We start from the raw sequence: 24,031 nt of genomic DNA on the forward strand, positions 1-24,031 counted from the left end.
ACCCCCCCAAGCCCCCCCCAAGCCACCACCCCCAGAGGAGACAACCCCATGAAAACCATCCATACGCCCATGCTGGGCGTGGCGCTAGCCTGCCTGGCATCCTTGCCCGGTGCCGCTTCGGCGCAGTCCAAGGTCGAGATCTTCGGCGTCGTCGATGTCGGCGTCACGCACCTGAACGGCTCCGGCCCCTCCAAGACCGGCCTGTCCACGGGCGGCGCCAACATCAGCCGCCTCGGCTTTCGCGGCACGGAAGAGCTGGGCGGCGGCCTGCGTGCGGGCTTCTGGCTGGAGGCGGGCATGGACGTGGACAGCGGCTCGGGCAAGGCCAGCGGTGGCGGCCTGAGCTTCAACCGCCGCTCCACCGTGAGCCTGTCGGGCGACTTCGGCGAAGTGCGCCTGGGCCGCGATGACTCGGCCACCTTCCTGAGCACGCTGATCTTCGACCCCTTCCTCACCAACGGCGTGGGCGGCACCATGGGCTTCACCATGCTGGGCATTCCCGGCACGGGCACGGCCACGGGCGGCGCGCCCATCCAGATCAGCAACGCGGTCAGCTACTTCCTGCCGCAGAACCTGGGCGGCTTCTACGGCCAGGTGCAGGTGGCCATGGGCGAGCAGGCACGCAGCGCACCCAACAAGAACCAGGGCGACTACCGCGGCCTGCGCTTCGGCTACCGCCAGGGCCCCTTCAACGGCGCGCTGGCCACGGGCAAGTTCTATGGCGACAGCGATGCGACCAACCTCACGGCCAGCAACGTGGGCCTGAGCTGGGACTTCGGCGTGGCCAAGCCCATGCTGCTGTGGGCCAGCGAAAAGCGCGGCGCCCTCAAGGTCACCGCCCTGCAGCTGGGCGTGACCGCGCCCGTGGGCATGGGCGAGTTCAAGGCCTCCTACGGCCACTACAACACCGACGGCAGCAATGCCGACTGGAACAAGATCAGCGTGGGCTACGGGCACAACCTGTCCAAGCGCACCCAGGTCTACGGCACGGTGGCCTTCCTCAAGAACAAGGACGGCGCGGCCAGGTCCATCGGCGTGCAGGGCCTGTCGGCCCCGGGCACCACGCTGGGCGGCCGCTCCTCCGGCTTCGAGGTGGGCGTGCGCCACTTCTTCTGATACAGCCCATCGGGCGATAGAGACTTGCCATGAAAGATATGCGTGCGGCCCGCTGGTGGGGGGTGATCAGCCTCTTCATCATCGTCGCCATCTCCTATGTGGACCGGATCAACCTTTCGATCCTCATCCTCGACCAGGGATTTCTGGACCACATCGGGCTGACGCACGACGACCGCACGCGCCAGGGCCTGCTGGCCACGGCCTTCATGGTGGGCTACGGCGTTTCTTCCTTCGTGTTGACGCCGTTTTGCGCGGCGCTCTTCGGCGTGCGCCGAAGCCTGGTGGTCGGCCTGCTGCTGTGGGGCGCCGTGTCCTTTCTGTCCCCGGCCATGAACAGCTATGGCCTGCTGCTGGCCTCGCGCATCCTGCTGGGCATCTCCGAAGGACCGCTGTACTCGCTGGCGGGCAGCTACATCAAGGCGCATTTCCAGAGCCACGAGAACGGCCTGCCCAACTCCTTCGTGAACATGGGCACGGGACTGGGGCTGGCGGTGGGCTATCCGCTGATCGGCTACCTGGTGGCCGGCCATGACTGGCAGACCTCGTTCCACGTGCTGGGCCTGATCAATGTGGCCATCGGCATTCCGCTGGTGCTGGCCTTCATCCGCATGCCCCGCGTGGACACCGGCATGCCGCGCCCGCGCTCGCTGGGCGAGGCGGTGGGCCAGGTCGGTCAGATCGTGCGCGGCGCCATGCACACGCGCTATCTGGTGCTGGTGGCCGTGCTGTCGGCGGCCTTCTTCTCCTACCTCTGGGGCAGCAGCAACTGGCTGCCGGCCTATCTGGAGTCGCGCGGCTTTTCGCTGCGCGAGATGGGCTGGCTGGCCTCGCTGCCCCAGTACGCCACGGTGCTGGCCGTGCTGGTCGGCGGCATCGTCATCGACCGCCTGCCGCGCCGCCAGGTGCCGCTGATCTTCGTCGGCGGCAGCCTGGGCCTGGCGCTGGCCATCTGGCTGGCCATCCACATGGAAGACCGCTACGCGGCGGCCTACTGCCTGATCGCCGCCAATTTCTGCTGGGGCCTGATGAGCCCGGCCATTCCCAGCACCGTGCAGTACTGCGCGCGGCCCGAGCATGTGGCCAGCGCCTACGGCGTCGTCAACGGCACGGCGACCCTGGTGGCGGGCTTCATGCCTGCGCTCATGGGGGCCGTCATCGGCTGGACCTCGCATTCGGCCGGTGGCGGGTTCGTCGCAGGCTTCAGCCTGCTGGTGGGCACGCAACTCGTGGTCATGGTCTGCGGCCTGGTGCTGTGGCTGCGCGAGCGCGGCCAGGGCACCGACGGTGCCAGCGATGCCCGGGACACGTCCGCGCGCACGGCCTGACCTGCACTACAGCGCGCCCGCTGCGGCGCACTGCTCCAGAAACGTCACCAGGGCCTGCACGCGCGCCGTACGGCCCTTGCGCGTGGGCACCAGCAGGGTGACGGGCGCGCTGCCGAAATGCCAGTCGGGCAGCACGCGCACCAGCCGGCCCTCGGCAACGGCCTGCTCCATATCCCATTGCGAACGCAGCACCAGGCCCAGGCCCTGCTCGGCCCAGTGGCGGGCCACGCCGCCGTCGTTGGTGACGTAGGACGGCGTCACGCGCAGGGTCTGGCCGTCCACAGCACGCCGGCTGGTGGCCGGGCGCAGGTGCCACAGCGTCACGTCCTCCTCGTTCTCGCGGATGCAGATGCAGGCGTGCTCCAGCAATTCGCGCGGCGTGGCGGGCGTGCCCTGGCGGCGCAGGTAGTCGGGGCTGGCGCACAGCCAGCGGTCATTGGCGGCCAGCTCGCGCGCCACCCAGGAGGAATCGCGCACCACGCCGATGTGGACCACGGCGTCGGCATCGTGGCGGTCGGGGAAGGGCGTTTCGCGCAGGTCCAGCTGCAGTTTCAGTTGCGGGTGCTGGCGCGTGAAGGGCACCAGTGCCGGGGCCAGCCGGCTGCGCCCGTAGCCAAAGGGCGCGGCAATGCGCAGCGTGCCGCCCAGCTGGCGGGCATCGCCGTGCAGCGAGTCGCGCAGCTCCTCGATCTGGCCCAGCAGCCGCACGGCCTCGCGGGCGAAGCGCTCGCCCTCGGGCGTCAGCGCCAGGCGCCGCGCGCTGCGGTTGGCCAGGGACAGGCCCAGTTCGGCCTCCAGCCGGCGCAGCCGCATGGACAGTGCGGGCGGCGTCACATCGAGCGCACGGGCTGCGGCGCTCAGCGAGCTTTCGCGCAGCAGGGCGGCGGCAAGCTGCAGGTCTTCGATGGCAATCATTCAATTTGCCTTAACGATTGATGATGGAAGATTTAACCACGGGCACAGGTTCCATCCGTACAGTTCCAGGCCATGAACACCCCAGCCCCACTGACGGAACCGACCGCCGCCGCCTGGCCCCGTGCCGTGCTTTTCGACCTGCTGACCGCCTTGCTCGACTCCTGGACGGTATGGAACAGCGCTGCCGGCAGCGAGGCCGCCGGGCGCGACTGGCGCGCCGAGTACCTGCGCCTGACCTATGGCTGCGGCGCCTACCAGCCCTATGAAGACCTGGTGCGCGAGGCGGCCCGCAACCGGGGCCTGCCCGCCTCGGCCGCCGACCGGCTGGAGGCGCAATGGGACCAGTTGCAGCCCTGGGATGGCGCGCGCGAGCTGCTGGCCGCCCTGCGCCCGCACTGCCGCCTGGCCGTGGTGACCAATTGCTCCGAGCGCCTGGGTCAGCGTGCCGCTGCGCTGCTGGGCGTGGATTGGGACGTGGTGGTCACCTCCGAAGCAGCAGGCTTCTACAAGCCCGACCCCCGGCCCTACCAGCTGGCGCTGGACCGGCTGGGGCTGCCTGCGGACCAGGCCGCCTTTGTGGCCGGTTCGGGCTATGACCTGTTCGGCACCTCGGCCGTGGGCCTGCGCACCTTCTGGCACAACCGCGTGGGCCTGTCGCGGCCCGATGGAGCGCCTGCCGCCGAAGCTGAAGCTTCCACGTTGGCCCCCGCCTTGCCCTGGCTGCGCGGTTTTGCCGCAGGCCGCTGACTGTGCCAAGTCTTTTTCAGGAGCCGCCATGCAAGACACTCTTTTGACGCTGGACACGCCCGCTGCCGTGATCGACCTCGACCGCATGCAGCGCAACATCGCCCGCATGCAGCAGCGCATGGACGCGCAGGGCGTGCGCCTGCGCCCCCATGTGAAGACCAGCAAGAGCGTGCCCGTGGCCGCCGCGCAGCGTGCGGCCGGGGCCTCGGGCATCACGGTCTCCACCTTGAAGGAGGCCGAGCAGTTCTTTGCGGCAGGCACCACCGACATCCTCTATGCAGTCAGCATGGCGCCGCACCGCCTGCCGCATGCGCTGCAACTGCGCCGGCGCGGCTGCGATCTCAAGCTCATCGTGGGCAGCGTGGCGGCGGCCCAGGCCATTGCAGTCTTTGGCCAGGAGCAGGGCGAGGCCTTCGAGGTGTGGATAGAGATCGATACCGACGGCCACCGCTCCGGCGTGGGCGCAGACGATACGCCGCTGCTGCTGGCCATTGGCCGCACGCTGCACGACGGCGGCATGCGCCTGGGCGGCGTGCTCACGCATGCGGGCTCCAGCTACGAGCTGGATACGCCCGAGGCGCTGCAGGCCCTGGCCGAGCGCGAGCGCGCCGGCTGCGTGCAGGCCGCCGAGGCCCTGCGCGCGGCCGGCCTGCCGTGCCCCGTGGTCAGCGTGGGCTCCACGCCCACGGCGCTGGCGGCCAGCCGGCTGGACGGTGTGACCGAGGTGCGCGCAGGCGTCTACGTGTTCTTTGACCTGGTGATGCGCAACATCGGCGTGTGCACGGCCGAGGACGTGGCGCTGTCGGTGCTGGCCACCGTGATCGGCCACCAGGCCGACAAGGGCTGGGCCATCGTGGATGCGGGCTGGATGGCCATGAGCCGCGACCGCGGAACGGCCCGGCAGAAACAGGATTTCGGCTACGGCCAGGTCTGCGACCTGCAGGGGCGGGTGATGGCGGGCTTCGTGCTCACGGGCGCCAACCAGGAGCACGGCATTCTGGCCCGGGCCGATGGCGCGGCAGAGGCCGACATCGCCACGCGCTTTCCCCTGGGCACGCGGCTGCGCATCCTGCCCAACCATGCCTGCGCCACGGGCGCGCAGTTCCCGGCCTACCAGGCGCTGGCGGCAGATGGCTCGGTGCAAACCTGGGAGCGGCTCCATGGCTGGTGAAAGCGGGATCGATCTGCGCCATGCATCGCCGAACCTGCCTGCGCCGGGCGGCCACTACAGCCACACGGCCACGGGCCAGGGGCTGGTCTTCGTGTCAGGGCAGCTGCCCATACGGCCCGACGGCACGCGCCTGGTGGATGCCGGTTTCGAGGACCAGGCCCGGCAGGCGCTGGCCAACCTGGCAGCGGCGCTGGAACTGGCCGGCAGCGGCGTGCCGCGGCTGCTGCAGGTGCGTGTGTACCTGGACGACATGGCGCACTGGCCGGCCTTTGACCGCATCTACGCGGACTGGGCCGGCGCGCACCGGCCCGCGCGCGCCGTGGTGCCCACGGGGGCGCTGCATTTCGGGTTGAAGGTGGAGATCGAGGCCGTGGCGCTGGCCTGAGAAGGCGTTCCGGCCCGAGGGGGGCCGGCTGCCGCTACTTCAGCCAGCCGCGCTTGCGGAAGTAGAGCATGGGCCCCACGGCGCTGAGCACCATGAGCCCGATGACGTAGACGTAGCCGAACTCCCACTCCAGCTCGGGCATGAACTTGAAGTTCATGCCGTAGACGCTGGCGATCAGCGTGGGCGGCAGCAGGGCCACGCTGGCCACCGAGAAGATCTTGATGATCTTGTTCTGGTTGATGTTGATGAAGCCGACCGTGGCATCCATCAGGAAGTTGATCTTGTCGAAGAGGAAGGCCGTGTGGCTGTCCAGCGATTCGATGTCGCGCAGGATCTGGCGCGCTTCCTCGAACTGCTCGGCATTGAGCATCTTGGAGCGCATCATGAAGCTGACGGCGCGGCGCGTGTCCATGACGTTGCGGCGGATGCGGCCGTTCAAGTCTTCCTGGCGCGCAATGGCGCCCAGCACCTCGCGGGCCACGTCGTCGGTCACGTCGCCGGACAGCACCATCTGGCTGGCTTTTTCGAGGTCGTCATAGATGCGCTCCAGCGTGTCGGCCGAGTATTCGGCGTCGGCGTCGAAGAGCTTGAGCAGCACGTCCTTGGCCTCGTCGATCAGGCCCGGCGCGCGGCGTGCGCGCATGCGCAGCAGGCGAAAGACCGGCACGTCCTCGTCGTGGATGGAGAAAAGCACGCCGCAGCTGCGCAGGTTCTTGTTGTGCTCGTTGACGATGAAGGCCACGCGCACCGAACGCGGGTCCTCGTCATCGTCGATCAGGAAGTCGCTGCGGATGTGCAGCTCGCCGTTGTCTTCTTCGTAGAAGCGGGCGGATTCCTCGATGTCGTCGTCCATCGCATCCTCGGGGATGGACAGCTCGTAGTGCTGCTTGATCCAGCGCTTTTCCTCGACCGTGGGCGACTCCAGGTCCACCCAGATCGGCTTGAAGCGGGACAGCTCCTCCAGCGACTCGATCTCTTCTTGAACCAGGCGGCCATTGGCCAGCGTAAAGATGTTGAGCATAGGCTCACTCCAGGTGTTCTTCTCAGGCGTGCGGGGTATCGGAGGTGCTTTCAACCCCACAGGCCAACCGGGAGTTGAAAGCTACCAACTGGGGTAGGTTTCCACGGAGCTTTCTCCAAGATGCAAAGCGTTGGATTATGCAGCGTTGCGCTGCAACATGCGGGCCGGCTGCGCTATTCGGAAGCGGCTCCAGGGGGCATCTGGCGGCCTGTCACAAAAGCCTGCGCATGGCACAGGTCGGCCCAGGCGCCCGCCTTGGCCTGGGGGGCGCGCAGCAGGTAGTTGGGGTCGTAGCTGACCACGGCGGGCACGCCCGCAATGCGGTGCGGCTCGGCACGCAGGCGGCCCAGCGCCTCCTGGCGCTGCAGCACGGCGCGCGCCGTGGCCAGGCCCAGCACCAGCACGCAGGCCGGGCGCAGATCGCGCAGCAGCGCCTCCAGCGATGGCTGCAGCGCCGGGACCTCGGGCGCCTCCTGTCCTTCGGCCGCAGGCTGCACGCGGTGCAGTGCGGCGCTGTACAGGCGCGGATGGTCCTGCAGGTTCAGCGCGCGCAGCATGTTGTCCAGCAGCCGGGCCGCGTCGCCTTCCAGCGCGGTGCGCGCGCAGTCGGGGCCGGGACGCTGGGCGGGTGGCAGGGGCAGGGAGTTGGCGGGCGGCTCCAGCAGGATCAGCCAGCCGCCTTCGCCGCCATCACCGGCAGGCGGGGTTGCCGCATACACGGGCCGCACGGGGCCCAGCCGCCAGCCCAGGCCCGGGGCGCCGGCCACGGGCTGCTGCACGTAGCGGCGCGGCGGGCGTTCGCGTTCGGGAATGACGGGTGCGGGAGAGGCGTGCACGGGTGCGGGAGGCGGTGGCGCCTGGACAGGCACCTGAACACGTGCGGGCGCTGGCGCGGCGACAGGCGCCGGTGCAGCAGGCGCCGGGGAGGGCGCCTCCTGCACGGCTGGCGGCACGGGGCGGGCCGCCGGCGGATCTGCCAGGGGCGCCGCTGCAGGCGCATCGGCGGGCGCAGCCAGGGCCTCGGACAGCACGGCGGGTGCGGTCTCGGGCTCGGGCAGCCAGACGGTGATGCCCATGGCGTGCAGCATGGCCCGCTGGCGGGTGTCTAGATTCAGGGCCATAGCTTGAGGCTCATGAGCACGGCATGCTCGCGCGGGCCGTCGTGCATGGGGTAGTAGTTCTTGCGCAGGCCCACCTCCTGGTAGCCATGCGCGGCGTAGATGCTGCGTGCGCGGACATTGCTCTCGCGCACTTCCAGCCAGATCCATTGGGCCTTGCGCTGGCGCGCCCACAGGGCCAGCGCGTCCAGCAGGATGCGGGCCCAGCCCTGGCGCTGGCGCGACGGGGCTACGGTGATGTTGAGCAGGTGGACCTCGTCGAGCACGATCATGGCGACGAAGTAGCCCACCAGTTCGCCCCGGGCATCGACCAGCAGCTGCGCTTCATTGCCGGCCGCCATGGCATCGATGAAGTTGCCACGGGACCAGGGATGCGAGTAGGCCTGCTGCTCCACGGGCAGCAGCATGTCCAGCCACAGCACGTTCAGCGGCTCGAAGCGCACGCTGTCCCGCTCCGGCGCCGGAGCCGGAGCTGGGGCGTCGGTCAGGGGCGGCTGCGGCCGCGAGGGCTGTGGCGTGTGCGTGCTCATGGTGCGGGTGGGGTGGCCTCTGGGGTAGGCGTGGCCAGGGCCAGCGCGGCGGCCGCCTTGGCAGCCTCCCGCTCGGCCGTGGTCTGCGCGACTTTATCGCGGATGTAGCGCGGCAGGGCCTGGTCGGCCGGCAAGGCGCGGTCGGCCGCCAGCAGGGCCGGGGCCAGGCGCAGCATGGCGGCGGCGGTGGGCAGGGCGGCCAGGTGGCTGGCCTGGGGCGCCAGGCGCTCGCCGTAGGCGGCCAGGGCGTTGCCCGCCACCACGGTGCCGGGCGGCAGTTGCAGGGCCTCGGGCGCGCACAGGCCGAAGTCGCCGCTTTGCTCGCCAATGTCGTTCCAGCGGCCGTCGGCCCAGTGATAGGCGGCGTGGTAGACCTCGTTCATGCGCGCATCGATCACGGCGATGAGGTCGGTGCAGCCGTATTGCATGCGGGCCTGCTCGGCCACGGCCAGCAGGCTGTCCATGGGCAGCACGGGCACGCGGGCGGCAAAGGCCAGCCCCTGGGCCACGGAGCAGGCCGTGCGCAGGCCCGTGAACGAGCCCGGACCCCGGCCGAAGACGATGGCCTGCAGCTCGGCGAATTCCAGGCCGGCCTGGGCCATCAGCGCCAGGATGGCGGGGATCAGCTCGGTCGAGGTCTGCGGGCCGCCGGGGCCGCTGTGCTCCCAGACGGCATCGCCGCGCTGCACGGCGATGGAGAGGGTGTCGGTACTGGTGTCTAGGGCAAGAAGATTCATGGCTTGGGGCAGGCGGCGGTGCCGCAGCAAGTGCAGGATTATCGGTGCCCCGCCCGTCCCGCGCCCGGCAGGGCTGCAATGACCGGCGTAGACTTGCCGGCCATGTTGCATCTTTCGCCGTCTTCTTCCCTTATTTCCTCGATTTCCTCCGCCTTCTCACTCGGAACGCCGCGTTCACGCCGGGGCCTGGCGGCCGCGCTGCTGGTGGCGTCTGTCCTGCCCGGCGTGGCAAGCGCCCAGGCAGATGCGCCCACCTCGCCGGCCTCGCTGTCCACCAAGACTGCACGCGAAAGCCGGCTGCCCCCGGCCGTGGAGGCGGCGCTTGCGCGCGCCAAGCTGCCGCGCGAGGCGGTCTCGGCCCTGGTGGTCGAGGTCGATGGCCGGGCTGCCCCGCGCCTGGACTGGCAAAGCCATGTGGCCATGAACCCCGCCTCGGTCATGAAGCTGGTCACCACCTATGCGGCGCTGGACCAGCTGGGTCCCGCACATGTCTGGCGCACGCCCGTCTTTCTGGGCGGGCCGGTGCAGGACGGCGTGCTGCGCGGGCCGCTGTACATCCAGGGCCAGGGCGATCCCAAGCTCGTGATGGAGCGGCTGTGGCTGATGCTGCGTCGCCTGCAGGGCATGGGCATCAAGGTCATCGTGGGCGACATCGTGCTGGACCGCAGCGCGTTTTCCGTGAGCGGCCATGACGCGGCCACCTTCGACAACGAACCCTGGCGCCCCTACAACGTGGCGCCCGACGCACTGCTGGTCAACTACAAGGCCGTGACCGTGGGCTTCACGCCCGACGCGGCGGCGGGCGTGGCGCGGCTGCAATACGATCCGCCGCTGGCCGGCATCCAGCAGCAGGAGACCGTGCCGCTGGCGCCGGCCGGCAGCGAATGCGGCGACTGGCGTGCCCGGCTGCAGCTGGACATGGCCGACCCGCTGCGCATCGCCTTTGCCGGCCCGTTCCCGGCCAGTTGCGGCGACAAGAGCTGGTCGCTGGCGCCGGCCCAGCCCGAGGCCTTCGCGGCCCGCGCCATCGAGGGCATGTGGCGCGAGCTGGGCGGCAAGCTCACCGGCACCGTGCACGACGGCCGCGTGCCAGCCGGGCTGCAGCCAGCATTCCAGAACGAATCGCCTTCGCTGGCCGAGGTGGTGCGCGACATCAACAAGTACAGCAACAACGTCATGGCCCAGCAGGTGTTCCTGACCATGGGCATGCAGCGCACGGGCGTGGCCAGCTTCGAGTCCTCGCGCCAGGCCCTGGGCCAGTGGTGGCAGGCGCGCTGGGGCGCGGCCGAGCAGCCCGTGGCCGACAACGGCGCCGGCCTGAGCCGCGAGGCGCGCATCACCGCCTCCGGCCTGGGCCGCATGCTGCAGCAGGCCTGGGCCTCGCCGGTGATGCCGGAGTTCGTGGCCTCCATGCCCATCGTCGGCGTGGATGGCACGCTGCGCCGCAGCCTCAGCCGGGCCCAGGGCATGGCGCACCTGAAGACCGGCACGCTGCGCGATGCCTCGGCCCTGGCCGGCTATGTGGACGGGGCCAGCGGCCGCCGCTACGTGCTGGTGGCCATGGCCAACCACACCAACGCCCCGGCCGCGCGCGCGGCCTGGGATGCGCTGGTGGACTGGACGGCGCGCGACCGCTGATCGGGCGCCTTCGCGTCTTGTGCAGGGCCTGCTTTCGCAGGCCCTTTTTCATTGTTTTCCCAGCAAGGACGTTGTCCTACCCACGGGCCATGCGGCGGTCCTTATCGTCTGTTCGCCCGCGTGCGAATTGCCTTGTCGGCGTGCGATTTCTATCCGTAGTTGCCCGGTGTCGCCAATGCGCAAGTGTCGTTACGATGGCTTTAGCAAAAAAGCACGGTCGTGCTATTCATAACACTTCACGGAGATTCCATCTTGGCAAATCGTTATCGAATCCTCGCGGCCGCTCTGGCCACGGCCGGCCTGCTGGTCGCTTGCGGCGGCGGCAGCGGCGCCGACACCACTCCCCGCGCCAAGATCACCTCCGTCAAGGTGATGGGCGACAGCCTCTCCGACAGCGGCACCTTCGGCTACAAGTTCACCGTGCAGAACGCCACGCTGACGGGCGCCGGCTCCAACCAGGTCTGGGCCGAGCGCGTGGCGGGCCTGTACAACATCTCCCTGTGCCCGCGCTTCAACGGCACGGCCTTCACGCCCAACACCTCGTGCAACAACTACGCCGTGGGCGGCGGCCGCATCAACTACACCAGCGCGCCCACGGCGCCCATCTCCATCACGCAGCAGATCCTGCTGGCCGGCGCGGCAGGCTTCACGGCCGATGACCTGGCCGTGATCGACGGTGGCGCCAATGACGCGGCCGATGTGATCGGCGCCTTCCTGGCCGCTTCCAGGGACCAGGGCGCCAACTTCAAGGCGCTGCTGTCCACCAAGATCGACGCTGCCACGCTGGGCGCGCTGCTGCAGCAGGGCCAGACCGGCATGGCCCAGGCCGGTGGCCTGTACATGCAGAACCTGGCCAAGGGCTTTGTCTCCAGCATCCAGACCAATGTGCTGGGCAAGGGCGCCACGCGCGTGGCCATCCTCAACGTGCCCGCCATCACGCTGACGCCGCGCTTCCAGCTGGTGCTGCAGTCCGTGGCCCAGCAGCAGGGCTCGGCCGCCGCCGCCCAGCTGGAGACCGTGTTCGACGGCTGGGTCAAGGCCTTCAACCAGCAGGTTGCCACCGGCTTCGCGGGCGAGAGCCGCGTGGCCATCATCGACTTCTACAGCGAGTTCCGCCAGCAGATGGCCGACCCCGCCCAGTACGCCTACACCAACGTGAAAAAGGCGGCCTGCCCGGCCACCGGCGTGGGCGCCGACGGCCTGCCCACCTACAGCTTCCCGACCTGCACCGAGGCCGCGCTGTCCGCCTCCATTCCCGTGGGCGAGACCAGCGCCAACTGGTGGAAGAGCTATGCCTTTGCCGACAGCTTCCACCCCACGCCCTATGGCCACCAGCAAATGAGCCAGCTGGCCTCCCGCACCCTGGCCCGCGCCGGCTGGCTGTGATAGCAGACACGCAGCACGAGGAGACACATCCATGAAGACATTCCTGCGTATCACCGCCGCCGTGGCCATGGCCACGGCCTGCATGGCCGCCACCGCCCAGTCCGCCGGCACCTGGAGCGTGCGCCTGGGCGCCACGCGCATCGATCCCCAGACCAGCAGCGGCTGGCTGAGCACGCCCAGCTTCCCCGACACCCGTGTGGACGTGAAGGCCAACAGCCAGCTCACGGGCGGCGTGACCTACATGGTCACCAACAACTGGGCCATCGACGTGCCCATGGGCCTGCCGTTCAAGCATGACTTCGTGGGCAATGGCGCCATCTCCGGCACGGGCAAGCTCGGCCGCACCAAGGTGCTGCCCGCCACCGTGTTCGCGCAGTACCGCTTTGGCGAGGCCAACTCCGCCTTCCGCCCCTACCTGGGCCTGGGCGTGACCTATGCCAAGTTCTTCGGCGAGCGCACCACGGCCTCCCTCAACGGCCTGACCGGCGGCACGCTGGCCAACCCCACCACGGCCTCGGTGGACAGCAAATGGGGCCTGACGCCGCAGATCGGCTTCGTCTACAACTTCAACGAGCGCTGGTTCCTGGACGTGGCCTACTACAAGAGCTTCCTGAAGACCACGGCGCACCTGTCCTCGGGCCAGAGCGTGTCGCTCAAGCTGAACCCGAACGTCTACGCCATCGGCATCGGATACCGCTTCTGACAGGTCGCAGTCCCCAAAGAAAAACCAGCCCGCGGGCTGGTTTTTTCATGGAGCGGGCCTGCGCCTACTTGGCCGTGGGCATCACGAATTCCGCGCCCTTGGGCGTGCTCTCGGGCCAGCGCTGCATGATGCTCTTTTGGCGGGTGTAGAAGCGCACGCCTTCCTCGCCGTAGGCATGCATGTCGCCGAACAGGCTGCGCTTCCAGCCGCCGAAGCCGTGCCAGGCCATGGGAACGGGAATCGGCACGTTGATGCCGACCATGCCGACCTCGATGCGGCGGCCGAACTCGCGCGCCACATTGCCGTCGCGCGTGAAGCAGGCCACGCCGTTGCCGAACTCATGGTCGTTGACCAGCTGCACGGCCTCGGCGAAGTCCTTGGCGCGCACCACGGCCAGCACGGGGCCGAAGATCTCTTCCTTGTAGATGCGCATGTCGGGCGTGACATGGTCGAACAGCGTGCCGCCCAGCCAGAAGCCGCCCGAGGTGTCGGTGCCCGTGGCGGCGCCGGCCGCCTTGCCGTCGAAGCCCCGGCCATCGACCAGCAACTGCGCGCCTTCCTTGACGCCCAGGTCGATGTAGCCGCTGATGCGCTCGTGCGCGGCGCGGGTCACGATGGGGCCCATTTCCGCGGCCAGGTCCTCGCCGTCCAGCACCTTCAGGGCCTTGGTGCGCTCGATCAGGCGCGGCAGCAGCTGGTCGGCCACGTCGCCCACCAGCACGGCCACGCTGATGGCCATGCAGCGCTCGCCGGCCGAGCCGTAGCCGGCGCCGATCAGTGCGTCCACGGCCTGCTCGATATCGGCGTCGGGCATGACCACCATGTGGTTCTTGGCGCCGCCCAGGGCCTGCACGCGCTTGCCGTGGCGCGCGCCCGTCTCATAGATGTAGTTGGCAATCGGCGTGGAGCCCACGAAGCTCACGGCCTTCACCTGGGGATGCTCGATCAGCGCATCCACGGCTTCCTTGTCGCCCTGGACCACGTTGAACACGCCGTCGGGCAGGCCGGCCTGCTTGAGCAGGTCGGCGATCAGCAGCGAGGGCGTGGGATCGATGGGGCTGGGCTTGAGCACGAAGGTGTTGCCCGCCACAATGGCCACCGGGAACATCCACATCGGCACCATCACGGGGAAGTTGAACGGCGTCACGCCCGCCACCACGCCCAGCGGCTGGCGCAGCGTCCAGTTGTCGATGCCGGTGGAGACCTGGTCGGTGAAATCGCCCTTGAGCAGCTGCGGGATGCCGCAGGCGAACTCCACGATGTCGATGCCGCGGCTGACCTCGCCCTGCGCATCGGTGAAGACCTTGCCGTGCTCGGCCGTGATGGCGTGGGCCAGTTCGTCCTTGTGCTGGTTGAGCAGTTCGAGGAAGCGGAACATCACGCGCGCCCGGCGCAGCGGCGGCGTGTCGGCCCACTTGGGGAAGGCCGCCTGGGCGGCCGCCACGGCGGCATCGACATCGGCGCGCGAGGCCAGGGCCACGCGGCCCGTGACCTGGCCGGTGGCCGGGTTGGTCACGTCCTGCTCGCGGCCGCTGGCACCTGCCGTGCGCTGGCCGTTGACGTAATGGACGATGGAAGCGAAGGAGGTGTTTGCGGTGTTCATGCCAGCCAGTCTAGGAGTGCGCCTTCGGCCTGCCTAGGCGCTGCGCTTGAATTGATTGTTCATTTTGCTGAACAATCCCTGCATGGCAAATGAAAAACCCGATGCCAAGGCCGAGGCCTTGTGGAGCCACCTGCACTGGCTGGTCGTGCTGGAGCAGCAAGGCAGCTTCACCTCGGCCGCCGCGCGCCTGGGCGTGAGCAAGGCGGCCATGAGCCAGCGCGTGGCCGAGCTGGAGCGCGCGGCCGGCGTGGCCCTGGTCACACGCACCACGCGCAGCGTGCGCCTGACCGAAGCGGGGCAGCGCCTGGTGGACGAGACGCGCGGCGCCTTCGAGCACATCGCCGACAGCTTTGCGGGCGTGCGCGACCTGGCGGCCGAGCCGCGCGGCCTGCTGCGCGTGACCGCGCCCGTGGCCTTCTCGCGTCAGCAGCTCATGCCCCGGCTGCCGGCCTTCCTGCGTGCCCATCCGCAGATCCGGCTGGAGCTGGACCTGTCTGACCACCTGCGCTCGCTGGCGATGGAGGGCTTCGACATCGCCGTGCGCCATGCCTCCACCCCGCCCGAAACCCATGTGGCCTGGGCGCTGGCGCCCACGCGCTCGCTGCTGGTGGCCAGCACGGACTACCTGGCCGCGCACGGCACCCCGGCCACCCCGCAGGACCTGGCCGCGCACCAGTGCCTGCACTACCCTCGCACCCAGGGCGCCATGGCCTGGAGCTTCGTGCCCGCCTATGCCGGTGCGGACGCCGGTGCAGACGCCAGTGCAGACGCAGTACGCACCGTCGTGCCCGTGGCCGGCGGCTTTGCCGCCAACAACAGCGAAATGCTGCGCGACGCCGCCATGGCAGGCCTGGGCATCGCCCTGGTGCCCGACTTCAGCGCTCAATCGGGCCTGGCCTCCGGCCACCTGCGCGAGGTCCTGCCCGGCTGGCGGCCCGTCGATGCCTTCGGCGAACACCTGTTCGCGATACGCCCCTACGCCAGCCACGTGCCGCGCGCGGTGGCGGTGTTCGTGGAGTTCCTGCGGGCGTCGTTTGCGGCGGGGTTCATTCGGTGAGGGCGAGCCCTCAGGCCTTGATCCCCAGCTTGTCCACCAATTGCTTGAACACCGCGTTGTCGCGGTCGATCACGGCCTTGAATTCGGGCTGGTCCAGGTAGCCCTCGCCCATGTTCTGTTTGGCCATGGTTTCGCGCAGGGCGGGGTCCTTGAGGGTCAGGGCCATGGCCTTGCGCAGGGTCTGGACCACGGCGTCGGGCGTGTTGCGGGGCACGGCCAGGCCGCGCCAGCCGCCGATGAGCAGGTCGATGCCGCGCTCCTTGAGCGTGGGCACGGCTTCCCAGCCGGCCTGTATGCGCTGCTCGGCCATGATGGCCAGCGGGCGGATCTTGCCGGCCGCCACATAGGTGGCCACCTCCACGGGCGTGACGGCCACGGCCTCTATGTGGCCGCCCAGCAGGTCGAGCACGGCAGGGTTGGCGCCGCGGTAGGGCGCGTGGTTGAACTTCACGCCCGCCTTGTCCTGCAGCGCGGCGGCGGCCAGGTGGCCCAGCGAGCCCGGGCCGGCATTGCCGATGCGCACGGCGGCCTCGTCCTTGCGCGCGGCAGCGATCAGTTCCTCGATGCTGCGATAGGGCGAGTCGGCACGCACGGCGATGGTGGCGGGGTCGGCATTCAGGCGGGCCACGGGCAGCAGGGCGTCGGAGCTGATCTTGGTCAGCCCCATGTGCGGGATCATGGTCAGCTCGACGGTGATGATGCCGATCTTGTAGCCGTCCGGCCTGGCATTGGCCAGTTCGGTCCAGCCCACGGCGCCGCTGGCGCCTGCGCGGTTGAGCACGATCAGGTCCTGCGGCAGGTGCTTGCGCGCCACCTCGGCCAGCGCGCGTGCCAGCACGTCGGTGCCGCCGCCAGCGGCAAAGGGCACGATGAGTTCAATGGGGCGCTGGGGCCAGGTGCCGGCCGGTGCCTGCGCCATGGCGGGCAGGACCGGCGTTGCGGCCAGGGCGGCCAGCGAGTGGATGAATTGGCGGCGGGATGCGAGGGTCATGGCTTGTCTCCGGGATCTTTGTTATGTGGCGATGTCTGCGCTTCAATCCATTTTGATGTTGGCGGCCTTGATCACGCCGCTCCACAGCGCCTGTTCCGAGCGCACGAAGCCTGCGAACTGCTGCGGCGTCATCTCCATGGGCTGTATGCCGATCTCTTCGAGCTTGGCACGCGTTTCGGGGTGGCGCAGGGCGGTGGCCAGGCTTTTGTTCAGGCGCTCGGTGAGCGCAGGGCTCAGGTGGGCGGGGCCGACGAAACCCTGCCAGGCATAGGCTTCGAAGCCGGGAACGCCGGCCTCGGCCATGGTGGGCACGTCGGGCAGGATGGGCAGGCGCTGGAGCGTGGCCACGGCCAGCACGCGCAGCTTGCCCGCGCGGATGGCCGAGATGCTGGGCGGCAGGTCCACGAACATGGACTGGATCTGGCCGGCCATGAGGTCCTGCAGCGCCGGGGCCGAGCCCTTGTAGGCCACGTGCAGGATCTGGGTGCCCGTGCGCTGCTTGAACAGCTCCAGCGCCACGTGCAGCGGCGAGCCCGGCCCCGACGAGGCCGAGGAGATGCCGCCCGGCTCCTTGCGCGCCATCGCCAGGAATTCCTGCACATTCTTCGCAGGGAAGGACGGATGCACGGCCAGCACCAGCGGCATGCGGCCCAGGCCGCCGATGTAGCTGAAGTCCTTGCCCGCGTCATAGCTCAGGCGCGCATACATGGCGGGGTTGAAGGCCAGCGTGCCCGAGTCGGCCGTGCCCAGCGTGTAGCCATCGGCCGGGGCGCGTGCGATCAGCGTGGCACCGATGATGCTGGCCGCGCCGGGACGGTTGTCCACCACCACGGGCTGGCCCAGGTCCTTGCCCATCTGCACGGCCAGCTGGCGCGCGATCACGTCGGTGGTGCCGCCCGGTGCGTAGGGCACCACCCATTTGACGGGCTGGGTGGGCCAGGCTGGCGCACTCTGGGAGGACGGGGCTGGGGTGGATTGCGCCTGGGCGGTGCCCATGCCCAGCGTCAGCAGGGCGCAGGAAAGCCAGGCCTGGCGGTGCAGGGCCATTGGGTTGAACAGCATTTTTTGTCTCCGGTGGTTTTTATGGGTGTCTGTTGCGCCGTGCGTCAGCGCGGCCGCAGCATCCATTCGTGCGCGGGGTCGTTGCGGAAGGCCCAGCGCCGCTCGGGCCCGGCCATGGTGTTGAGGTAGTAGAGGTCGTAGCCGTGCGGGGCCACGCAGGGGTGGTAGCCGCGCGGCACCATCACGGTGTCGCGGTGCTCCACCGCCATGGCTTCGTCGATGCTGCGGTCATCGGTGTAGACGCGCTGGAAGGCAAAGCCCTGGCTGGGGTTGAGCAGGTGGAAGTAGGTCTCCTCCAGCACGGTCTCGGCGTCCGGTGCGGCGGGGTCGGCGCTGTCGTGCTTGTGCGGCGGATAGCTGGACGAGTTGCCTGCGGGCGTGATGACCTCGACCACCAGCAGGGACTCGGCCGCCTCGGTCTCGGGCAGGATGTCGCAGACATGGCGCGTGTTGCTGCCCTGGCCGCGCACGCTGCGGCGCATGCTTTCGGGCGCGATCACGCGCGTGGCGTGGCGGCCCGTGGCGGGTGCGGCGCTCAAGGCAACGTCGGCCGGGCCGCGCGCCGTGATGCGCAGGCTTTGGCCGGGCGGCACGTAGACGGCCGTGGGCGCACCCTCCTCGAACACGCTGGCGCGGCTGCCCAGGGCGCTGAAGCGCTGGCTGCCGACCTGCACGTCCACCTGGCCGGTGAGCACGGTGATGCAGTATTCGAGCGGGCCGGTGGACAGCGCCTCCACCTCGCCTGCCTGCAGCCTCAGGGCCTTGAAGTGGATGTGCTTCCAGCCCGCGCTGGCGGGCGTGATGTCGGTGACGATGCGGCCGGGTGCGGCCTTGACGAGAAGGCTCATGCCGCGGCTCCTTCGGTGATGTCCTGGCGCGCGGCCAAGCGGCTGGCATCCCAGCCCGCGATCAGCGCGCGGAAGTTGGCGGCGACGGCATCGCGCAGCGCGGCGTCGTCCAGCTCGTTGCGCAGCCACTGCAGCGCGGGTCCGGCCCAGACGCTGCGGCCGATCATGAAACCCTTGACCACGGGCGCCCGCGCCTGGGCAAAGCCCTCCACCAGTTGCTCCACGGGCTGGGACAGCCCCAGGATCACGGCGCCCCGGCACCATGGATCGCGTTCGTTCACCAGGGCGTCCAGCGCCTCCCAGTTCTCGCGCGCCATGGTGCCGACCTTCCACCATTCGGGCTTGAGGCCCAGGTCGTAGAAGTGGCGTATGGCGCGCAGCACGGCCTCGCCCCGGTCGTCGGGCGCCAGCGTGTCCTTTGGCGGGATCACTTCCAGCAGCAGCTCATGGCCGCTGGCGCGCGTGGCGGTCCAGACCTGCTGCAGCCAGGCATCCTGCTCGGCGCGCAGTGCGGGCGTGTCGTCGGGGTGGTAGAAGACCAGGCATTTGACGGTATGGCTTTGCGGCCAGTGCAGCAGCTCGGAAGCCAGCGAGTCCGTGCCGTCAAAGCGCAGCGGGCGCGAGCCCGGCAGCTCGATGGGCCGGCCTATCCACCAGCCGCGTCCCGTGGCGTCGTGCAGCGCGGCCTCGCCCAGGTGATGGCGGCCGTCGATCAGCACGCCCATGCGGCCCGCGTTGCCCGGATCGCGCTCGACCTGGGCGACCACCTCGTTGATCAGCCGCTTGAGCGGGCGCAGCCGCGCGGGCGCGGCGCCGGCCTCGCGCGCCAGATCGTCGAACTGGCTGCGGTGGTCATAGGCCAGCACGCACAGCGCGGGCCACTGCGGCCGCGCGCGGCTGACGCGGTGCAGGTGGGACAGCTCGGGGTCCTGGTCGGGACGCGGATGGCGGTGGCCCGAGAACCAGTGCGCCAGCTCGGCCTGCGTGGGCATGGCCGGCGCGCAGCCATGGCGCGAGACCACGATGGCGCCGCAGGCGTTGGCAATCGCCGCAGATTCCTCCAGGCTCTTGCCGCGCAGCAGCCCGGACAGCAGGCCCGAGGCAAAGGCATCGCCCGCGCCCAGCACATTGAGCACTTCCACGCGCTCGCCCAGCACCGTGGGCGCATCGGCGATCGCATCGGGCACCTCGCCCTCGATCAGCGAGCAGCCCAGCGGCCCGCGCTTGACCACGAAGACGGCGCGGCTGCATTCGCGCACGCGGCGCAGGCTGGCGATCAGGTCGCCCTCCACGCCGCCGGCGATCAGCCATTCCTCTTCGGTGCCGATGATGAGTTCGAACTGGCCCAGCTCGGCCTGCAGCCTGCGGCTGACCTCGGCGCTGGCCACATAGCGTGTCTCGCCGTCGCCGCGCGAGGCCAGGCCCCACAGCACGGGCCGGTAGTCGATGTCCAGCACGCGCACCAGGCCGTGGCGGCCTGCCATCTCCAGTGCCTTGCGGCTGGCGGCCAGCACGCCGGGTGCGCTCAGGTGGGTGCCCGTGATGGCCAGGCAGCGGCAGCGGGCCAGGAACGCCTCGCTGATGGCCTCGGCGTCCAGGGCCATGTCGGCGCAGTTTTCGCGGGCGAAGAGCAGGGGGAAGGTTTCCTGGTCCTTGATGCCCAGCAGCACCATGCCGGTCAGGCGCTGGGCATCGACCTGCACCTGGCTGGTGTCGCAGCCCTCGCGGCGTAGCGTCTCGACCAGGAAGCGGCCATTTTGTTCATCACCCACGCGCGAAATCATGGCCGAGCGCAGCCCCAGGCGCGCCGTGCCGAAAGCCATGTTGCCGGAGGAGCCGCCCAGGTACTTGGCGAAGCTGCCGGCCTCCTCCAGGCTGCAGCCGATCTGCTGCGCGTAAAGGTCCACGGCCAGTCGGCCCAGGCAGGCCACGTCCAGCGGCCGGTCGGAGGGAAAGTTCAGCATGCTCATCGTCATAGGCCTGTGCGTTGCGGACACCCGCGTGCGGGCCTGTCCATAATCGTTGCGTGCATGCGATCATAGATCGAAATAGAAAAAGTTTTCCATATATATGAAAAATAGAAAAACCCTTGGCGATGCAGGCGCCCCCTCGCTGGCCGGCCCCTACGCCGACCGCGCCGCCTTCCTCACCGTGCTGCGCGAAGGCTTCGAGGCCCTGAGCCGCCAGCTCAAGGCCATCGGCCGCCATGTGGAAATGCAGGGCGATCGCCTGGCCTTCGAGGGCATCCAGGCCACGGCCGAGCAATGTGGCGTGCAGCCTTCGGCCGTGGTGCGCTTTGCCAAGCATTTCGGGTTCTCGGGGTACTCGGAACTGCAGGCGCTGTTCCGCGCCGATGCGGCGCGCCAGCTCTCGGCCCAGCATGACTACCAGGACCGCATCCGGGGCCTGATCGCCTCGGGCAACGAGCCACGCAGCAGCGCGCGCCTGGCGCACGAGGTCATCGAAGGCAGCATCGAAAGCCTGCAGGCCCTGCAGCGCGGCCTGCCGCCCGAGCAGTTCGAGGCGGCAGTGGACCTCATGCTGGATGCCCCCTCGCTGTGGCTGGCCGCCTCGCGCCGGGCCTTCCCCGTGGGCGCCTACCTGGCCTATGCGCTGCAGCACACCGAAAAGCCCGTGCACTGGCTGCACGGCCTGGGCGCCATGCAAAAGGGCGAGCTGCGCGCGCTGGTGCCCGGCGACGTGATGCTGGCCGTCTCCTTCGAGCCCTATGCGCCCGAAACGCTGGAGGTGGTGGACGCGGCCCTGGCACGCGGCGCGCGCCTGCTGGCGCTGACCGACAGCCAGCTCAGCCCCCTGGCATCCCGCGCCACCGTCACCCTGCTGGCCCAGGACGCAGCCACCTTCGGCTTCCGCTCCCTGACCAGCACGCTGACCCTGGCGCAGTCGCTGTTCCTGGCGCTGGCCTACCGGATGGAGCTGGCGTACGAGCCTTCCCGCAAGCCTTAGAAGAGGGTGTTGGTGTTATCCGGCCGCCGCCGCGCGCAGCAGCCGGTCGCGCACGCCTTCCCAGTCCGGCGTGTCGGGCGGGGTCTCGATCCAGATCAGCCTGGCGCCGACTTCATCGAAGTCGCGCAGGGCGCCGAACAGCTCGCGTGCGGTGGCGGCGGCGTCGGCGGGCATGGCGCGCAGCGTGACGGCGCGCGAGGCGGTGCGCAACGGTGTGCGGTGGTAGACGGCCAGGTTCCTGGCGTCGGCGCCCAGCACGTCCAGCCCGGCCTGCAGCTGCTTTGCGTCCATGAGGCGCACCTGGGCGTTGGGCGCGTAGTGGGCCAGCAGGGTGCCGGAGGCGCGTGGCGTGTTCTCCTGCAGCTCTTCCTTGGACAGGGGGCGCTGGCCGCAGGCACGTTCTATGTCGTCGCGCGTGATGGCGCCGGGGCGCAGCAGCACGGGCACGCCGCGCGTGCAGTCCACGATGGTCGATTCAATCCCCACTTCGCAGGCGCCGCCGTCCAGCACCAGCAGCGTGTCGCCGAACTCGCCGGCCACATGGGCCGCCGTGGTGGGGCTGACGCGGCCGAACTTGTTGGCACTGGGCGCCGACACGCCCCAGACGGGCGGCTGCAGCTGCTGGCAGGCGGCCAGCACGGCATGGGCGACGGGGTGGGAGGGGCAGCGCAGGCCCACGCTGTCCTGGCCGCCGGTCGAGGCCCGGGCGGCCTGGGGCAGGCGCGGCAGGATCAGGGTCAGCGGGCCGGGCCAGAAGGCGTCGATCAGCTGCTGTGCGAACAGCGGCACTTCGCGTGCATAGCGCGTGATGGCGCCGCTGTCGGCCACATGCACGATGAGCGGGTGATTGGGCGGCCTGCCTTTGGCGGTGAAGATCTGCGCGACGGCCGCGTCGTTGTCGGCATCGGCCGCGAGGCCGTAGACGGTTTCCGTGGGCAGGCCCAGCAGTTCGCCGCGCTGCAGCGCCTGTGCGGCGGCCTGGACAGAGGCCGCCAGCGTTCCATCGAGAATCATCGCGCGGGCCTTCAGAACGGCTCTATACCCAGGATGGCAGCGGCCTGCAGGGCGGTGGAGCGCACAGCCTCGGGCGTGGGTCCGGTGACGTTCAGGTGGCCCATCTTGCGGCCGCGCTTGGCGTCGTGCTTGCCGTACAGGTGCAGGTGGCAGCCGGGCAGGGCCAGGACCTGGTCCCAGGCCGGTGCCTTGGCCTGTTCGCCGTCCTTGAACCACAGGTCGCCCAGCAGGTTCAGCATGATGGACGGGCTGTGCTGGCGCGGCTGCGTCAGCGGCAGGCCGGTCATGCAGCGCACCTGCAGCTCGAACTGCGAGACATCGCAGGCGTTCTGGCTGTAGTGGCCGCTGTTGTGCGGGCGCGGCGCGATCTCGTTGACCACGAGCATGCCGTCCTGCAGCACGAAGAATTCGACGCAGAGCACGCCCACGTAGTCCAGGCCGTCGGCCACGGAGCGTGCGGCGGCCAGCGCCTGCTCGACCTGGGCCTGTGGCAGGTTGCCTTCGTAGACCTCGGTGACGGAGAGGATGCCTTCGCGGTGCAGGTTGCGCTGCACGGGCAGGTTGACCATGGAGCCGTCACGGCCGCGCGCCACGATGACCGAGCATTCATGGGCCAGCGGCAGCATTTTTTCCAGCACGCAGGCCACGCGGCCCAGTTGCTCCCAGGCGGTGGCCAGCTCGGCGGCGTTCTTCACGCGCACCTGGCCCTTGCCGTCGTAGCCCATGCGGGCGGTCTTGAGGATGCCGGGCAGCAGGCTGGCATGCACGGCCGCCAGCTGGGCGGGCGTCTCGATCACCGCATAGGGCGCGCAGGGCACGCCGCAGCGCACGAAGTGGGCCTTCTCCTGGGCGCGGTCCTGAGCAATGGCCACGGAGGAGCCGGCCGGCGAGACCGGCCGCTGGGCGGCCAGCAGGTTCAGCGCCGCGGCGGGCACGTTCTCGAATTCGGTGGTGACGGCGGCCGCCAGGCGCGCCAGTTCGGCCAGGCCCTGCGGGTCTTCGTAGCCGGTACGGATGTGGTGGTGGCTGACCAGGCCGGCAGGGCTGGTCGGGTCGGCGTCGAGCACGGCCGTGAAATAGCCCATGGCCTGGGCCGATTGCACGAACATGCGGCCCAGTTGGCCGCCACCCAGCACGCCCAGCGTGGCGCCCGGCAGGATCACATCTGCGCTCATACGGCCACCGGAGGAAGCGTCATCGCGCGCGCTGCGGCGGTCTGCTCGGCGCGGAAGGCTTCGAGCCTGGTGCGCAGGGCCGGGTCCTCATTGGCCAGCAGGGCCACGGCGAAGAGGGCCGCATTGGCCGCACCGGCCGCGCCGATGGCGAAGGTGGCCACGGGCACGCCCTTGGGCATCTGCACGATGGAGTGCAGCGAGTCCACGCCCTGCAGGTGGCGGCTGGCCACCGGCACGCCGAGCACGGGCACCACGGTCTTGGCGGCGATCATGCCGGGCAGGTGGGCAGCGCCCCCCGCACCCGCGATGATGGCCTTCAGGCCACGGCCGGCAGCGGCCTCGGCGTAGGCGAACATGTCGTCGGGCATGCGGTGGGCCGAGACGACCTGGGCTTCATGGGCGATGCCAAATTGCTGAAGAATGGCAACTGCGTGCTGCATGGTCTCCCAGTCGCTGCTGGAGCCCATGACCACACCGATCTGGATGGAGTTCATGTCGTGAGGGCGCCTGCGGCCCGGCCTA

At 69.8% G+C, this 24,031-nt stretch carries 23 protein-coding genes; 10 read left to right on the forward strand and 13 right to left on the reverse strand.

Features of this window, described 5'->3' with window-relative positions; translation table 11 throughout:
- The first annotated feature begins 48 nt into the window (after positions 1–48).
- A complete protein-coding gene (locus tag KDK82_RS18440; RefSeq protein ID WP_088165843.1) occupies positions 49–1,116 on the forward strand; it encodes a porin in 1,068 nt (355 codons plus the stop codon).
- 29 nt (positions 1,117–1,145) lie between these two features.
- Entirely contained in the window at positions 1,146–2,441 is a 1,296-nt protein-coding gene (locus tag KDK82_RS18445) for an MFS transporter (protein ID WP_088165844.1), read from the forward strand.
- A 6-nt stretch (positions 2,442–2,447) separates the two neighbouring features.
- On the opposite strand, the gene KDK82_RS18450 is transcribed toward KDK82_RS18445, so the two are convergent.
- Entirely contained in the window at positions 2,448–3,356 is a 909-nt protein-coding gene (locus tag KDK82_RS18450; RefSeq protein ID WP_088165845.1) for a LysR family transcriptional regulator, read from the reverse strand.
- A gap of 72 nt (positions 3,357–3,428) precedes the next feature.
- Between KDK82_RS18450 and KDK82_RS18455 the strand changes: the two genes are divergently transcribed.
- From KDK82_RS18455 to KDK82_RS18465, 3 genes are read left to right on the forward strand one after another with little or no spacing between them, the layout of a single operon-like run.
- Positions 3,429–4,103: an HAD family hydrolase gene (locus KDK82_RS18455; RefSeq protein ID WP_034389884.1), complete on the forward strand. Its 675-nt coding sequence runs from the start codon at positions 3,429–3,431 to the stop codon at positions 4,101–4,103.
- A 28-nt stretch (positions 4,104–4,131) separates the two neighbouring features.
- Positions 4,132–5,274: a DSD1 family PLP-dependent enzyme gene (locus KDK82_RS18460; RefSeq protein ID WP_088165846.1), complete on the forward strand. Its 1,143-nt coding sequence runs from the start codon at positions 4,132–4,134 to the stop codon at positions 5,272–5,274.
- Positions 5,264–5,659 carry a RidA family protein gene (locus tag KDK82_RS18465; RefSeq protein ID WP_034389886.1) on the forward strand — a complete coding sequence of 132 codons (396 nt, stop codon included), beginning with the start codon at positions 5,264–5,266 and terminating at the stop codon, positions 5,657–5,659. The genes KDK82_RS18460 and KDK82_RS18465 overlap by 11 nt, the downstream gene beginning before the upstream one ends.
- Before the next feature lie 34 nt (positions 5,660–5,693).
- Here the strand turns inward: KDK82_RS18465 and corA are convergent, their stop codons facing one another.
- The 4 genes from corA to tsaB all read right to left on the reverse strand — a co-directional run bounded on the left by corA (position 5,694) and on the right by tsaB (position 9,065).
- The gene (gene corA, locus KDK82_RS18470; RefSeq protein ID WP_013804498.1) at positions 5,694–6,680 is read right to left on the reverse strand and encodes a magnesium/cobalt transporter CorA; all 987 of its coding nucleotides are present in this window, start codon (positions 6,678–6,680) and stop codon (positions 5,694–5,696) included.
- A gap of 173 nt (positions 6,681–6,853) precedes the next feature.
- On the reverse strand, positions 6,854–7,801 hold the full coding sequence (locus KDK82_RS18475) for a uracil-DNA glycosylase family protein (protein ID WP_088165847.1): 948 nt from the start codon (positions 7,799–7,801) through the stop codon (positions 6,854–6,856).
- On the reverse strand, positions 7,792–8,328 hold the full coding sequence (gene rimI / locus KDK82_RS18480; RefSeq protein ID WP_088165848.1) for a ribosomal protein S18-alanine N-acetyltransferase: 537 nt from the start codon (positions 8,326–8,328) through the stop codon (positions 7,792–7,794). Before rimI ends, KDK82_RS18475 begins: the two co-directional genes overlap by 10 nt.
- Positions 8,325–9,065 carry a tRNA (adenosine(37)-N6)-threonylcarbamoyltransferase complex dimerization subunit type 1 TsaB gene (tsaB, locus tag KDK82_RS18485; protein ID WP_088166335.1) on the reverse strand — a complete coding sequence of 247 codons (741 nt, stop codon included), beginning with the start codon at positions 9,063–9,065 and terminating at the stop codon, positions 8,325–8,327. The genes rimI and tsaB overlap by 4 nt, the downstream gene beginning before the upstream one ends.
- A gap of 102 nt (positions 9,066–9,167) precedes the next feature.
- Here tsaB and dacB point away from each other — a divergent pair, with 102 nt between their 5' ends.
- From dacB to KDK82_RS18500, 3 genes are all read left to right on the forward strand, one after another.
- Positions 9,168–10,703 (forward strand): D-alanyl-D-alanine carboxypeptidase/D-alanyl-D-alanine-endopeptidase, encoded by a 1,536-nt coding sequence (dacB, locus tag KDK82_RS18490; RefSeq protein WP_256974513.1) that lies wholly within the window; start codon positions 9,168–9,170, stop codon positions 10,701–10,703.
- A gap of 252 nt (positions 10,704–10,955) precedes the next feature.
- Positions 10,956–12,089, forward strand: coding sequence for an SGNH/GDSL hydrolase family protein (locus tag KDK82_RS18495; protein ID WP_088165850.1), 1,134 nt, complete (start codon positions 10,956–10,958; stop codon positions 12,087–12,089).
- Positions 12,090–12,120: 31 nt separating this feature from the next.
- A complete protein-coding gene (locus KDK82_RS18500) occupies positions 12,121–12,792 on the forward strand; it encodes an OmpW family protein (protein ID WP_016449118.1) in 672 nt (223 codons plus the stop codon).
- Between the two features lie 64 nt (positions 12,793–12,856).
- On the opposite strand, the gene KDK82_RS18505 is transcribed toward KDK82_RS18500, so the two are convergent.
- Positions 12,857–14,395 carry a CoA-acylating methylmalonate-semialdehyde dehydrogenase gene (locus KDK82_RS18505; RefSeq protein WP_088165851.1) on the reverse strand — a complete coding sequence of 513 codons (1,539 nt, stop codon included), beginning with the start codon at positions 14,393–14,395 and terminating at the stop codon, positions 12,857–12,859.
- Positions 14,396–14,477: 82 nt separating this feature from the next.
- Here KDK82_RS18505 and KDK82_RS18510 point away from each other — a divergent pair, with 82 nt between their 5' ends.
- Positions 14,478–15,452 carry a LysR family transcriptional regulator gene (locus KDK82_RS18510; protein ID WP_013804490.1) on the forward strand — a complete coding sequence of 325 codons (975 nt, stop codon included), beginning with the start codon at positions 14,478–14,480 and terminating at the stop codon, positions 15,450–15,452.
- A 10-nt stretch (positions 15,453–15,462) separates the two neighbouring features.
- Here KDK82_RS18510 and KDK82_RS18515 read toward each other — a convergent pair whose 3' ends face one another.
- Genes KDK82_RS18515 through iolC form a run of 4 tightly spaced genes read right to left on the reverse strand, consistent with a single transcriptional unit; the run spans position 15,463 to position 20,323 of the window.
- On the reverse strand, positions 15,463–16,443 hold the full coding sequence (locus tag KDK82_RS18515; RefSeq protein ID WP_088165852.1) for a tripartite tricarboxylate transporter substrate binding protein: 981 nt from the start codon (positions 16,441–16,443) through the stop codon (positions 15,463–15,465).
- 42 nt (positions 16,444–16,485) lie between these two features.
- A complete protein-coding gene (locus tag KDK82_RS18520) occupies positions 16,486–17,505 on the reverse strand; it encodes a tripartite tricarboxylate transporter substrate binding protein (RefSeq protein WP_088166336.1) in 1,020 nt (339 codons plus the stop codon).
- A gap of 44 nt (positions 17,506–17,549) precedes the next feature.
- The gene (gene iolB / locus KDK82_RS18525; protein ID WP_088165853.1) at positions 17,550–18,353 is read right to left on the reverse strand and encodes a 5-deoxy-glucuronate isomerase; all 804 of its coding nucleotides are present in this window, start codon (positions 18,351–18,353) and stop codon (positions 17,550–17,552) included.
- A complete protein-coding gene (gene iolC, locus KDK82_RS18530) occupies positions 18,350–20,323 on the reverse strand; it encodes a 5-dehydro-2-deoxygluconokinase (RefSeq protein ID WP_088165854.1) in 1,974 nt (657 codons plus the stop codon). The genes iolB and iolC overlap by 4 nt, the downstream gene beginning before the upstream one ends.
- 100 nt (positions 20,324–20,423) lie before the next feature.
- On the opposite strand from iolC, the gene KDK82_RS18535 reads away from it, so the two are divergent.
- Entirely contained in the window at positions 20,424–21,320 is an 897-nt protein-coding gene (locus tag KDK82_RS18535; protein WP_088165855.1) for a MurR/RpiR family transcriptional regulator, read from the forward strand.
- Between the two features lie 15 nt (positions 21,321–21,335).
- On the opposite strand, the gene KDK82_RS18540 is transcribed toward KDK82_RS18535, so the two are convergent.
- The 3 genes from KDK82_RS18540 to purE are packed head-to-tail and all read right to left on the reverse strand — an operon-like array spanning position 21,336 to position 24,003.
- Positions 21,336–22,334, reverse strand: coding sequence for an L-threonylcarbamoyladenylate synthase (locus KDK82_RS18540; RefSeq protein ID WP_034389903.1), 999 nt, complete (start codon positions 22,332–22,334; stop codon positions 21,336–21,338).
- A gap of 11 nt (positions 22,335–22,345) precedes the next feature.
- Positions 22,346–23,509, reverse strand: coding sequence for a 5-(carboxyamino)imidazole ribonucleotide synthase (locus KDK82_RS18545; RefSeq protein WP_088165856.1), 1,164 nt, complete (start codon positions 23,507–23,509; stop codon positions 22,346–22,348).
- Positions 23,506–24,003 carry a 5-(carboxyamino)imidazole ribonucleotide mutase gene (gene purE, locus KDK82_RS18550; protein WP_012202922.1) on the reverse strand — a complete coding sequence of 166 codons (498 nt, stop codon included), beginning with the start codon at positions 24,001–24,003 and terminating at the stop codon, positions 23,506–23,508. Before purE ends, KDK82_RS18545 begins: the two co-directional genes overlap by 4 nt.
- Positions 24,004–24,031 lie beyond the last annotated feature (28 nt).

This window comes from Delftia sp. K82 (genome assembly GCF_002193035.1).
Classification (GTDB): domain Bacteria; phylum Pseudomonadota; class Gammaproteobacteria; order Burkholderiales; family Burkholderiaceae_C; genus Comamonas; species Comamonas acidovorans.